The organism is Paraburkholderia kururiensis, from assembly GCF_034424375.1.
Taxonomy (GTDB): Bacteria; Pseudomonadota; Gammaproteobacteria; order Burkholderiales; family Burkholderiaceae; genus Paraburkholderia; species Paraburkholderia kururiensis_A.
Genome location: NZ_CP139965.1, coordinates 1,546,581 through 1,559,029, shown reverse-complemented (window position 1 = coordinate 1,559,029; position 12,449 = coordinate 1,546,581). Strand labels below are relative to the sequence as shown.

Annotated in this window: 8 protein-coding genes; 6 read left to right on the top strand and 2 right to left on the bottom strand. The window is 66.1% G+C overall.

From position 1 onward, the window contains the following. Positions 1-76: 76 nt before the first annotated feature. Positions 77-1,549 carry an NCS1 family nucleobase:cation symporter-1 gene (locus tag U0042_RS07025; protein WP_114811979.1) on the bottom strand — a complete coding sequence of 491 codons (1,473 nt, stop codon included), beginning with the start codon at positions 1,547-1,549 and terminating at the stop codon, positions 77-79. 545 nt (positions 1,550-2,094) lie between these two features. Here U0042_RS07025 and U0042_RS07020 point away from each other — a divergent pair. The 5 genes from U0042_RS07020 to U0042_RS07000 all read left to right on the top strand — a co-directional run bounded on the left by U0042_RS07020 (position 2,095) and on the right by U0042_RS07000 (position 7,454). Further along, positions 2,095-2,835, top strand: a complete 741-nt coding sequence (locus U0042_RS07020) for a GntR family transcriptional regulator (RefSeq protein WP_114811978.1) — start codon at positions 2,095-2,097, stop codon at positions 2,833-2,835. Between the two features lie 325 nt (positions 2,836-3,160). Then, on the top strand, positions 3,161-4,174 hold the full coding sequence (locus U0042_RS07015) for a sugar ABC transporter substrate-binding protein (protein WP_114811976.1): 1,014 nt from the start codon (positions 3,161-3,163) through the stop codon (positions 4,172-4,174). A 62-nt stretch (positions 4,175-4,236) separates the two neighbouring features. Next, positions 4,237-5,229 carry an ABC transporter permease gene (locus U0042_RS07010; protein WP_114811974.1) on the top strand — a complete coding sequence of 331 codons (993 nt, stop codon included), beginning with the start codon at positions 4,237-4,239 and terminating at the stop codon, positions 5,227-5,229. Between the two features lie 67 nt (positions 5,230-5,296). Then, positions 5,297-6,094 carry an ATP-binding cassette domain-containing protein gene (locus U0042_RS07005; RefSeq protein WP_114811972.1) on the top strand — a complete coding sequence of 266 codons (798 nt, stop codon included), beginning with the start codon at positions 5,297-5,299 and terminating at the stop codon, positions 6,092-6,094. A 109-nt stretch (positions 6,095-6,203) separates the two neighbouring features. Continuing rightward, positions 6,204-7,454 carry an ROK family transcriptional regulator gene (locus U0042_RS07000; RefSeq protein ID WP_114812031.1) on the top strand — a complete coding sequence of 417 codons (1,251 nt, stop codon included), beginning with the start codon at positions 6,204-6,206 and terminating at the stop codon, positions 7,452-7,454. Between the two features lie 134 nt (positions 7,455-7,588). Here U0042_RS07000 and U0042_RS06995 read toward each other — a convergent pair whose 3' ends face one another. Then, positions 7,589-10,741, bottom strand: a complete 3,153-nt coding sequence (locus tag U0042_RS06995) for a transglycosylase domain-containing protein (protein ID WP_114811970.1) — start codon at positions 10,739-10,741, stop codon at positions 7,589-7,591. A gap of 335 nt (positions 10,742-11,076) precedes the next feature. Here U0042_RS06995 and U0042_RS06990 point away from each other — a divergent pair, with 335 nt between their 5' ends. Then, positions 11,077-12,345, top strand: coding sequence for an NAD(P)/FAD-dependent oxidoreductase (locus U0042_RS06990; protein ID WP_114811968.1), 1,269 nt, complete (start codon positions 11,077-11,079; stop codon positions 12,343-12,345). Positions 12,346-12,449 lie beyond the last annotated feature (104 nt).

The window sequence follows — 12,449 nt, the reverse complement described above, 5'->3', positions numbered from 1 at the left end:
AACGAAACGGGGCGCAGCAGCGCGGCAGTTTTGGGGCACGCGGGCCGCGAGACCCATCGCGCGGCCCGATCACACCTCAACGGCGCGCCAGCACCCAGTAGAACACCCCGCCCAGCGCCACGCCGATGAACCACGAGAAGTTCGCGAACGCCTTGAGCGACGGCACGAACGCGCAGGCCACCGCGATCGCGGCAGCGGGCAGCAACGCCCCGACCGCACGCCAGTTCACGCCGTTGCTGTACCAATAGGCGCCTTCCTCGGACATCGAGTACAGCTCGTCCGTCACCACATGCTGGCGTTTCACGAGGAAATAGTCGACCAGCAGCAGGCCATACAGCGGTCCGATGAATCCGCCCAGCACGTCGAGCGTGTAGTGGATCACTTCGGGATTGTTGAACAGGTTCCACGGCGTGATGAACACCGAGGCCACGGCCGCCAGCATGCCGCCCGCGCGCCAGCTGATGCGACTGGGCGCAACATTGGAAAAGTCGAACGCGGGCGAAACGAAGTTCGCGACGATGTTGATGCCGATGGTGGCCACCATGAAGGTCAGCGCGCCAAGCACCACCGCGAACGGCTGGTCGATGCGGCTCACGGTTTCTACGGGGTCCGTAATAAGTTGGCCGAAGACCGGTAGCGTGGCCGACGTCGTGATGACCGTAATGACCGAGAACGCCAGGAAGTTGACCGGCAGCCCCCAGAAGTTGCCGCGTTTCACGCTGCCGAAGCTCTTGCAGTAGCGCGAGAAGTCGCCGAAGTTGAGCATGGGCCCCGAGAAGTACGACACCACCAGCGAGATCGCGGTGATCATCACGGGCAGACCGTCCCAGCCGCTGTATTTCACTTCGCCGAGGTTGAGCCCGATGTTCGAGATGCCCGCACGCGCCACCATGTAGAGGGCGAGCACGAACATCACGACGTAGACGGCGGGACCGGCGAAGTCGATGAACTTCTTGATGGTCTCCATGCCGTTCCAGAACACGAGCGCCTGCAGCAGCCACAGCAGCATGAAGCCCGTCCATCCCAGCGACGAAAGCCCGAGCCAGCCGTGCTGATGCACGTCCGCATACGGCATGAGCGAAGGCGCGAACTTCAGCACGACCACCACGAACGCGCTCGACGCAAGGTAAGTCTGGATGCCGTACCACGCCACCGCGATGAGCCCGCGAATCACCGCGGGCACGTTCGCGCCCAGCACGCCAAAGGTGGCGCGGCAGATCACGGGATACGGCACGCCGTGCTTCTGGCTCGACTTGGCGATGAGGTTGCAGAACACGTTCACGATCGCAATGCCCACGATCAGCGAAACGAGGACCTGCCAGCTCGCGAGCCCGAGCGCGAAGAGACTGCCCGCGAAGACGTAGCCGCCCACGCTGTGCACGTCGGACATCCAGAACGCGAAGATGTTGTAGGCGCCCCAGTGCTGGTGCTCGAGCGGCGCGAGGTCGTCGTTGCAGAGGCGCTCGCTGTAGCCCGCGCGCGCCGCGATGTCGTCCTGCGCATCCGCAGGCCGCCCCGGGATGGCGGCGGAGTTGATGAGGTCAGCCATGACGGCCTCCAGTCGAAGGGAGCACGCGCGAGGCCTACATGAATGGTCGGCCTCGATCGCGCCGGATCGAAATGGACTCTCCCGCCGCGATGCGCGACGCTGCGAACGGACGATGCAGCGCCACGCCTTCGGCGAAGAAAGCGCGGGGTTACTGCGGTGCTGCCGATTGGAAAAATGGATGGAGCGGCGCTGCGGTTGCGTTCACTGCACATCGGGAAATGCGACTGCAAGCACGGACTGCGAGCACACGCTGCGGCCGCACGCGTATTACCCGAGTTGCTGGAGGGTCATCGTAAAGTGGCCAAAAAGATTGTCAACAAATTTCCTTGGCATCTCGAATCATTTCGACAACTCAAGGCACGCCCAACCGGTAAATGAGCACTGAATGCCGCGCTATTCCGGTGCATTTGCACCGTGACGCGGCATGACCCGCACCAGATATTGATAACAATCCGGCATCCAAAAATGCGCTGCGGCCGCATCCCACATTGTTGACAGTCTTTGTATTCGCGCTACGATGGAGCGCGATCCGAACCCTGCCCGCCATGACAGAAACGAATACCAACGGAACCGGCAATCTGAAGCCCGATGCCATTGCCGCCCACATCCGCACGGCCATTCTCGAACACCGCCTCTCGCCCGGCACCAAGCTCACCGAAGCGCAACTGTGCGACATCTTCGGCGTGAAGCGCGGCCCCATTCGTCTCGCGCTCGCGCAGCTGGCGAGCGAACGGCTGGTCGATCTGGAGCCGAACCGCGGCGCTTACGTGGCGAGTCCGTCGCTGAAGGAAGTGCATGAAGTGTTCGAGATGCGGCGCATCATCGAGCAGGCCGTGATCGAGCGCGTAGCCGGCGAACGCGGCACGCCGCGCCATTTGAAGACGATCAAGAGCCTGATCGGCCAGGAGCGCAAGGCCTTCGAGAGCCGCGACTTCGCGCAATGGATTCGCCTCTCGGGCCAGTTCCATACCGAGCTTGCCACGCTCACGGGCAACGAAGTGCTGTGCGACTGCCTCAACGGCCTCGTCGCGCGCTCTACGCTCATCTCGGCACTCTACGAATCGCTGGGCCGCAGCCCATGCTCGTTCGACGACCACGCCGCCATCGTCGCCGCCCTCGAAGCGGGACACGCGGCCGAAGCCGCCGACCTCATGTCGCGCCATCTGCGTAGCGTCGAGGTGAAGATGCTGGACCGGCCCTCGCACGGCAACGTCGATCTGCGCGACGTGTTGGGGCCCATTCAGACGCAGTCGCGCGACGCGTCGGCGCCCGCCGATAAAAGCTGACCGAAGCCGAGGAAACCCGGCAAGCGCTTAAGCGCGGCGCGCCGATTCACCCGAACGTCCGTTCCAAAGCGGGCAACCCGCCCTCCTGATTTACCCCAATCGGGGTACGCGCCCTGCTGCAACGCACGACATTGCCGAAGCCTTGCGCCGCAAGACTTCTCGTGCGCGGCCGCGCCCATCCCTGCCGCCTTGCATCGTTTAGCGTTCCTTGACGACGCCGCACGCGACTGCTGTACTAAATCAAGCCGATTGATTTACTCCCACAGAGCCGAGCCACGCAGCCGGCCGCCCACAGTCGTCCATCAAGAAACCGGAGGAGCGTTCCATGAATCTTCATCTGCATGCCGTCGCGCGGCGTCTCGGTGTCCGGCACATTGCCGCCTTGAGCGTCGCCGTTTCCGCTGTCTGGTGTGCCGCGTCCGCGCAGGCCGCCGACCAGGTCGTGGTGGGCCTCATCACGAAAACGGACACCAATCCGTTCTTCGTGAAGATGCGCCAGGGCGCCGAGGCCGCGGCGCAAAAGAACGGCGTGAAGCTGCTCACGGCGGCCGGCAAGTTCGACGGCGACAACGCGAACCAGGTCACCGCGATCGAGAACATGCTCACGGCCGGCGCGAAGGCAATCCTCATTACGCCGAGCGACACCAAGGCCATCGTGCCGAGCATCAAGAAAGCACGCGCGGCCGGCGCGATCGTGATCGCGCTCGATACGCCGACCGAGCCGCAGGACGCCACCGACGCCCTCTTCGCCACGGACAACTTCAAGGCCGGCGTGCTGATCGGCGAATACGCGAAGGCGGCGATGGCCGGCAAGCCAGCGAAGATCGCGACGCTCGATCTCGCGCCCGGCATCTCGGTGGGCGTGCTGCGTCACAACGGCTTCCTGAAGGGCTTCGGCGTCAAGGAAGGCGACGCCTCTATCGTGTGCAGCCAGGACACGCGCGGCGACCAGGCCAAGGGACAGACGGCAATGGAGAATTGCCTGCAGAAGTCGCCGGACATCAACCTCGTCTACACGATCAACGAGCCGGCCGCGGCGGGCGCATGGCGCGCCTTGAAAGCAGCCGGCAAGGAAAAAAGCGTGATGATCGTCTCCGTCGACGGCGGCTGTGACGGCGTGCGCAACGTGCAGGCCGGTGCCATCGCGGCGACTTCGCAGCAGTACCCGCTCAAGATGGCCGAACTCGGCGTGAACGCGGGCGTGGAATACGCGAAGACGGGCAAGAAGCCGAGCGGCTACCACGACACGGGCGTCACGCTCATCACCGACAAGCCCATGTCCGGCGTCGACAGCAAGGACTCGAAGTTCGGGCTGGAGAACTGCTGGGGCAACAAGTAAGCGCCGCCATGCCGTTGTCCGTTCGTCCCGCCGCCATCGTCATTGCCTGAGAGGAGTGCATCATGCCGACTCCAACCGCCCCGGCGCCCAGCCCGCGCCAGCATCACTTCGCCGACCGGCTGCCGTCCATCGCCGATGTCGGGCCGTTCCTCGCCCTCGTGCTCGCGTGTGCGTTCTTCATCTCGCAGAGCAATCGTTTCCTCTCGTTCGAGAATCTTTCGCTGATTCTCCAGCAGACGATGGTGGTTGCCGTGATCGCGATCGGTCAGACGCTCATCGTGCTGACGGGCGGCATCGATCTTTCCTGCGGCATGGTGATGGCGTTCGGCTCCATCGTGATGACGCGCTTCGCCGTGATACTCGGGCTGCCGCCGCTGCTCGCCATCGCCTGCGGCATCGCGGCCACGACACTGTTCGGGCTCCTGAACGGTGTGCTGATCACGCGCATCAAGCTGCCGCCGTTCATCGTGACGCTCGGCACGCTGAACATCGCATTCGCGCTCACGCAGATCTATTCGAACGCGGAGAGCGTGTCGAACCTGCCGAACGCGATCATGTTCTTCGGTAATACGTTCGGCGTCGGGCACGCGCAGGTGACGTACGGCACGGTGCTCACGCTGCTCATGTACCTCTTCACGTGGTTCGTGTTGCGCGACACCGTGCCGGGCCGGCACCTGTACGCGCTCGGCAACAACGCCGAAGCGGCGCGGCTCATGGGGCTTTCGTCGCAACGCATCCTGCTCACGGTCTACGGGCTCGCGGGCGCCATTTACGGCGTCGCGGCGCTGCTTTCGGTGGCGCGTACCGGCGTGGGCGACCCGCAGGCAGGGCAGACGGAAAACCTCGACAGCATCACGGCCGTGGTGCTGGGCGGCACGAGTCTCTTCGGCGGACGCGGCACGATCGTCGGCACGCTGCTTGGCGCGCTGATCGTGGGCGTGTTCCGCAACGGGCTCACGCTGATCGGCGTGTCGTCGGTGTACCAGGTGCTGATTACGGGCATTCTCGTGATTCTCGCCGTGGCCGCGGACAAGCTCTCGCATCGCCGCGCATGACGTCCGACGGTACAAGTACAGCCACAGCCCCAGTCTCAGCCTGAGTTTCGCAAGCAAGGAGCAAGCGATGTCGACACTCCCCTCCTCTTCGACCGCCACGCCCGTTCTCGCGGCACGTGGCCTCGTGAAGCGCTACGGCCAGGTCACGGCGCTCGACGGCTGCGATTTCGAAGTGATGCCCGGCGAGATTCTCGCCGTGATCGGCGACAACGGCGCGGGCAAGTCGTCGCTCATCAAGGCGCTTTCGGGCGCCACGGTGCCCGACGAAGGCGAGATCCTGCTGGACGGCAGCCCCGTGAAATTCCGCAGTCCGCTCGACGCGCGCGACCACGGCATCGAAACCGTCTATCAGGACCTGGCGGTGGCGCCGGCCATGACCATCGCCGAGAACCTGTTTCTCGCGCGCGAACTCGTGAAGCCCGGCTGGCGCGGCAAGCTGCTCAAGATGATCGACAAGCGGCGCATGCTCGAAGAAGCCACAGCGCACATGAAGGGCCTGCAGATCGGCATCCGCTCGATGAAGCAGGCCGTGGAAACGCTTTCGGGCGGCCAGCGCCAGGGCGTGGCCGTGGCGCGCAGCGCGGCGTTTGCGCGCCACGTCGTGATTCTCGACGAGCCTACGGCGGCGCTCGGCGTGAAGGAAGGCAACATGGTGCTCGAACTGATCCGGCGCGTGCGCGATCGCGGCCTGCCGGTGATCCTCATCAGCCACAACATGCCGCACGTGTTCGAGGTGGCCGACCGCATCCACATTCAGCGGCTCGGTCGGCGCGCGGCACTCGTGAAAACGAAGGACATTCACATGTCCGAAGCGGTGGCCATCATGACGGGCGCGAAGGAAGCCGACGTGAAGGCGATTGCCTGAACGCGTCTTCCCGAAGCCGACTGCTTCGTTCGCGCTTCGTTCGTACTTCGCGCTCGCTTTGTTCTCGCTTTGTTCTCATTTTCGCGCGCGTCATCCCGCGCCTCTCGCGATGGAAAACGGCCACCGTCCTCCGCTCAAGCAACCCGTCAGGCAACCTGTCGGCTCGAATCAGGTGGGCATGCGGCAGTTCAACGAGCGCATCGTGCTGCAGGCCATCCGCCTGCGCGGACCGCTCGCGAAGGCAGACGTGGGCCGGCTCACGCGGCTTTCCATGCAGACGGTCTCGATGATCGTGGACCGGCTGATCGACGACGGTTTGCTCGCAAGGCAACCGCGTGTGCGCGGCCGCATCGGTCAGCCGTCGGTGCCCATCGCGCTGGCGCCCGACGGCGCGTTCACCATCGGCATCAAGGTGGGACGCCGCAGCCTCGACGTGCTCGCGATGGACTTCATGGGCAACGTGCGCACACGCGACGTGCTGGAATACGAATACCCCGACCCGCACCTGCTCTTTCCCGCGCTCGAAGCCAAGCTCGCGCGCGTGAACGCGCAGCTTGGCGCGCACGCGAAAAAGATCGTGGGCGTAGGCGTGGCGGCCCCGCTCTGGCTGGGCGGCTGGCGCGACTTCCTCGGCGCGCCGCCGGAAGCGCTCGCGGCGTGGAACGACATCGACATTCGCACGCGCATCGAAACGATGACGGGCCTGCCCGTGGAGTTCGCGAAAGACACCACGGCCGCCTGCGCCGCGGAACTCGTGATGGGCCAGGGGCGCGGCATCAATCACTTTCTGTATCTGTTCGTGGGCACGTTCATCGGCGGCGGGCTCGTGATCGACGGACGCCTGCACGGCGGCCCGCACGGCAACGCGGGCGCGGTGGGGTCGATTCCGCTGGCCGGCAACACGCCGGAGTCACACGGCGCGGCCGACCCCGCGCGGCAACTACTGCACGCCGCGTCGGGCTTCGTGCTGGAACGCCTGTTCGCCGCGGCGGGCGCACCGGCCACGGCTGCCCACGATCATCGCGCGTTGTCCGCCGACCTGTGGCGCCTGACGGAACAATGGCTCGACACCACGTGCCCCGCCATCGCCGCGACGCTCACGAACGCGGCGGCGCTGCTCGACCTGGAAGCCGTGGTGATCGACGGCGAACTGGACCGGCAACTGCTGCGCGAAATCATCCGGCGCACGGAACGCGTGCTGGACCGTTTCGAATGGGAAGGCATGGTGCGCCCGCAACTGCTGGAAGGCACCATCGGCGCCGACGCGCGCGCCATGGGCGGCGCGATCCTGCCGCTCTACGCGCATTTCGCGCCGACGCACGAGCTGTTTCTCAAGCCTGCTACACAGGCAGGCTATTGACGGCGGCAGTGCGCGGCACGCCGGGCTTGTGGCGCGCGTGTTTGCATTCGCCTCTTTTGCGTCTTTAGCGTCTTTCGCCTCTTTCGCTTCTTCGAGCCGCGCCTTGACGCGCGCAATACAGGCCGCAGACGCCGCTACCGCTGTGCCGCGTTCGCCGCTGCCGCCACACGTTGCAGCGTTGCGGCATCGTCGGGCACGCCCGGCAGCGGCGTGCTCTGCGCACCGGCATTCGCCACCTGTGTGCTGCCCGCCGCCTTCGCGGGCGCATCCACGAGCGGCTGCAACGCCGGCGCCAGCGACTTCAGCAACTGCACCGCGAGCGCACTCGTGAACGAATAGCGGCTTGCATACGGCTCGTGCACCCACGCCGTGAGCGTGCCGTAGAAGCGGTCGCCGATTGCGAACACGAACGTCGCCGAACGGTTCACCTTGCGCGACTCGATGAGTCGTGCGCCGCGTGCGTAGACGTTGAAGCGCTGGTCGCCCGTGCCGGTCTTGCCGTACACCGGCAGCGTGCGGCCGTCGGGGAACGTCATGCCTTCGGCCAGCCGGCGCGCCGTGCCGCCCTGCACCACGTCGCCCAGCAGGCCATGCACGACCGCCGAAATTTCCGGCGAAATCAACGGTTGCGGCGGCGTCGCCGTTCTCGCGAAGCGCGTTTCGTAGGGCGTGCCCTGCGCGAATTCGAGCGACTCGATGCTGTGCGTCGGCAGCTTGTTGCCGCCGTTGGCAATGAGGCCGATGAGCTGCGCGAGCGCGGCGGGCCGGTCGCCCGATGCGCCGATCGCCGTGCCGTACGAAGGCGTGATCGACGCGAACGGATAGCCGAGCGCCTGCCACGACTTGCCGATCGCCTCGTAGGCGCGCTCTTCCACCATGCGGCGGATGCGGCGGTCCTGCGTGCCGTGATAGCGCGTCTTGAAAAGCCACGAGTAGGTGTAGGCGCGCACCTGGGCGCTCGCGTCCTGCGCCTGCGCGAGCGTTGCGTCCGGGTGCGTGCGCAGGTAGTCCACGGTCCACAGTTCGAGCGGATGCACGCGCGCAATGTAGCCGCGGTCGTTCAGGTTGAAGCGGTCCACGCTGTACTTCGTGTAGAGGGCCGCGAGGTCGTCGTCGGTGAGCCACTGGCCGGGCGTGCCTTTCAGGGCCGCGCGCATCTGCGCGTCGAACCAGGCCTGCGGCTGGTCGGGCGCCACGCTGCGCAGCACGGTGGCCACCTTCGGCGGCGACTTGCGCACGTCGTGCAGCAGCGTGGCGAGCGCGTCGTCGGCGGACTTGCCGTGGTACTTCTGATAGAAGCGCTTCAGGTACACGCGGCTTTCCTGATCGGCGAAGCGCGCGAGATACGTGCGGCGCACCGCGGGGTCGTCGAGCCATTGCGACGGCGGCCCCGAGGTCTGAATCATTTCGTAGTGGACGATGTCGCGCATGAGCCGCACGAACACCAGGTTCACCGAATGCTGGAACGCCTTGTGGACCGTGAGGATGCGGCTGTTGTCGCTGGACTCGAAGTTGTTGAAGCTCTGCGCGCCGCCGCCCGTGTAGAAGGTTTCGCCAGGATTGGCCGAGTATTTGCGCTCCACCGCGGCGTCCAGCATGGCGCGCAGCGAACGGTCCGGCGTGTGCTGGAGGTAGTCCACGGCCCAGCGCGTCAGCGCGTCGGACGGATCCGGCTTCACCTGCTTCAGTTGCGCGGGCGTCATCGCGGCGTAGCGCGCGTGCAGTTCGCTCACGATCTGCAGGTAGGTGACCACCGTGCGTAGCTTCGCTGTGGAGCCGAGGTTCAGGCGCGCGCCCTGGTTGATGTCGAACGGCTGGTTCACGCTGTCCGTCTGCACGCGCACCACGTTGGAGTCGCCGCGCCTCTCGAACAGCGTGAAGCTGTAGGCGATCTTCGAGGGGTCGTCGTGCGGCGTCAGCATCTCGAAGCCGACGAGGCCCGCGGCGCTCGCGCCGTCGCGCGTGGCGGCCTGCGCGAGGCGCTCGCTCACGGCACGCTGAACGGCGTTGTCGAGCGTGGACGTGGCGGTCAGGTCGAGCCGGTCGAGATCGTAGACGTTGCTCACGCCGAGCGTGCTCATCAGATACGTGCGCACCGCGTTCACGGCCTTGCGCGCGACGAACGACTGCGCCGTATGCACGGGCCGCGCGGTGCTCAGTTGCAGATGCGCCGCGAGCGCCGCGTCGCGCAGCGCGGGCGTGATCACGCCGCCGTTCGCGAGCAGACGCAGATAGCTATCCGTGAGCCGTTCCAGGTCCTCGTTGCCATGCAGGAGGAAGCGCGACGGCGAGCGTTGCGCGATGAGGAGCGACAGCATCTGGCGAAACGCGAGCGCCTGCTCGTCGAGCGTCGCACCCGACTGTGGCGCGCGCAGAATGCGGTTCACGTCGTCGAAGTCGCGGCCGTACCAGGCGGCGAGGCCATCGCCGATGCCGTTGATCTCGCCCACGCCGGCCTTCGCCGCCAGCGGCACCGAGTTGAGGTAATGGACCACGATCTGGCGCCGTGCCGGCATGGTCTGCGGACCGTCCAGGTAGGCGCGCACCGAAGCGGACGCGATCTGCCGCAGCTTTTCGGGCGGCGTCGCGGTGCGGCCTTCGGGCGAATGGCGAAACTTCTCGATCTGCGTGGCGAGCGTGCTGCCGCCGGGCGTGGGCTGACGGTGGTTGAAAAAGCGCGCGCCCTGGTCAAACAGCGCGCGGCTGAAGCGCCCCCAGTCGATGGCGGGATTGCGGTTCGGCTGGTCCGCCGCGAGCAGGTAGCGGTCTTCGATGAAGAGCAGCGAGTTCGAGATAAGCGGCGGCACGTCGTCGAAGCGCTCATAGACGCGCATCGGATAGCGCGCCGAAAACAGCGGCTCGCCGCTCGAATCGCGCAGCACGAGACCGGCTTCGTCTTTCTCCTGATAGGGCAGGAAAAGTCCGCGATCCGCGAGTTCGGCCATGCGTTCGGAATCGCGCGCCTGCGCCACGACGGCAAAACCGTGCGCCTCGAGCCGCTTTTCGAACGCGGGAATGCGCGCGTAGCCGAGGCGTTCGTCGTAGGGACCGTGGGAAGGAAAACGAATGCTGTCGCTCGGACCGGAACCCACCGTGAAGCCGACGTCGCGTGTGAGTTCGGAAAGATAGTGCGCCTGCAGGCGGGAAGTCTCGATCTCGATCTGAATGATGCGACCGGCAATGACCGCCGCGACGAGAATCGCGGCGACAAGCCCCCACTTGATCCATCTCCAGATGGACACCGCGCTCGCGACGCGAACGGGAAATCGAACCAGCGGCCGATTCATGGCGGCTTCTCCCTGGCGTTGGCCAGATCGCTGCACTGCACTTTTCAGACTGCACTTTCAAGCTGCACTTTTTAGCAGTCTAGCTCGCGCGTTCAGACTTCGGGAAATACGGACAAACACCGCTTCACATCAGTCGCGCGGCCACAACACACTCGTGCGCGGCACCGGATTGCATGTCCACTCATGCATGCAATGTGCGCTGCTGCACGATACTGCCTGGTGGAGTGCCGACGGCCGCGCGCGAAGTGCGAGCCTCGTGCATGATTGAGCAATCGCAGTACCCGCGCCGGCTCGTTCTAACCGATGCCTTCCGCCTACGCCTTCCTGTCTTCGCCATGCAAAGCTATTACGAAGCCACCGTCACCCGCCCCGCACGACCGCAGCTTGCTGGCCGGCATAGCGCCGCGGTCTGCATCGTCGGTGGCGGGCTCGCGGGACTGTCCACGGCGCTCGGGCTCGTGGAGCGCGGGGTGCGCGACGTCGTCGTGCTGGAGGCAAAGCAGGTGGGCTTCGGCGCGTCGGGGCGCAACGGCGGTTTCGTGTTCGGCGGCTACAGCCTGGATTGCGCGGAGCTGCTGCGCATTCTCGGCGCGCCCCGCGCGCGCGAGCTTTACGCGCTCACGACGTCGGCCGTGGACTTGATGCGCGAGCGCATCCGCCGCTATGCGATCGACTGCGACGCAACCGACGCCGGCGTGATCCTCGCAAACTGGTTCGACGACCCGGCGCGGCTCGACGCGCAGCGCCGGCTGATGAAGACGTCGTTCGGCGTGGATTGGGAGCCGCTCAGCGCAGCCGAACTTGCCGCGCGCCTCAAAACCACGCGCTATCACGGCGGTCTCTTCGAGCGCAACGCGTTCCACTTTCATCCGCTCAAATACGTGCTCGGCGTGGCGCAGGCCGCCGTTGCGGGCGGTGCGCGGATCTACGAGCAGTCGCCGGTGCGAGGCCTGCGCCGCGAAGGCAGCAGCTATGTGGTGCAGACCGCGGAAGGCGAGATCGAGGCGCAGCACGTCGTGATGGCGGGCGGCGGCTACGCGCGGCGTGTCTACCGGCGCGTGGAGCGCGCGGTGCTGCCCATCGCGACCTACGTGATGGCGACCACACCGCTCGGCGCGCGGCTCGCCGACGCCATCGCCTGCGAAAGCGCCGTCTACGACACGCGCTTCGCGTTCGACTACTACCGGCCGCTGCGCGACACGCGCATTCTGTGGGGCGGTCGCATTTCGGTGCGGGAGCGCGAGCCCGAGGCCATCGCGCGGCTGCTCCGGCGCGATCTGCTGAGGGTGTATCCGCAACTGCACGACGTGCGGATCGATTACGCCTGGGGCGGGCTCATGAGCTACGCGCGTCACAAGATGCCGCAGATCGGGCGAAGCACCGACGGCGTCTGGTACGCGGTGGGTTTCGGCGGACACGGCATGGCGCCCACGACGGTATCCGGCGAGCTGCTGGCGGCGGCCATCACGGGCGAGCGTGCCGTGCCCGAGGCGTTCGCGGCGTTCGGCCTCACGCGGGCGTACGGGCTTGTCGGGCTTGCCGCCGCGCAGCTCACCTACACGGCGATGCAGGCACGCGACGCGTTCGCCGACCGCAGACGTTGACCGCCCGGCAATCGATTTTCGGACGATGCCGTGCCGTACGCACCGTCTTTCGCGACTATCGACAAGGCCGTCTGCTCACCCTTCGGCTCGAGCATTCGCCAGCT

What these genes read in the sequence shown, in the direction of transcription:
- U0042_RS06995 (WP_114811970.1), bottom strand. Translation starts at nt 10,741, where the DNA reads ATGAATCGGCCGCTGGTTCGATTTCCCGTTCGCGTCGCGAGCGCGGTG.
- U0042_RS07015 (WP_114811976.1), top strand. Translation starts at nt 3,161, where the DNA reads ATGAATCTTCATCTGCATGCCGTCGCGCGGCGTCTCGGTGTCCGGCAC.
- U0042_RS07025 (WP_114811979.1), bottom strand. Translation starts at nt 1,549, where the DNA reads ATGGCTGACCTCATCAACTCCGCCGCCATCCCGGGGCGGCCTGCGGAT.
- U0042_RS07020 (WP_114811978.1), top strand. Translation starts at nt 2,095, where the DNA reads ATGACAGAAACGAATACCAACGGAACCGGCAATCTGAAGCCCGATGCC.
- U0042_RS07005 (WP_114811972.1), top strand. Translation starts at nt 5,297, where the DNA reads ATGTCGACACTCCCCTCCTCTTCGACCGCCACGCCCGTTCTCGCGGCA.
- U0042_RS07000 (WP_114812031.1), top strand. Translation starts at nt 6,204, where the DNA reads ATGGAAAACGGCCACCGTCCTCCGCTCAAGCAACCCGTCAGGCAACCT.
- U0042_RS06990 (WP_114811968.1), top strand. Translation starts at nt 11,077, where the DNA reads ATGCAAAGCTATTACGAAGCCACCGTCACCCGCCCCGCACGACCGCAG.
- U0042_RS07010 (WP_114811974.1), top strand. Translation starts at nt 4,237, where the DNA reads ATGCCGACTCCAACCGCCCCGGCGCCCAGCCCGCGCCAGCATCACTTC.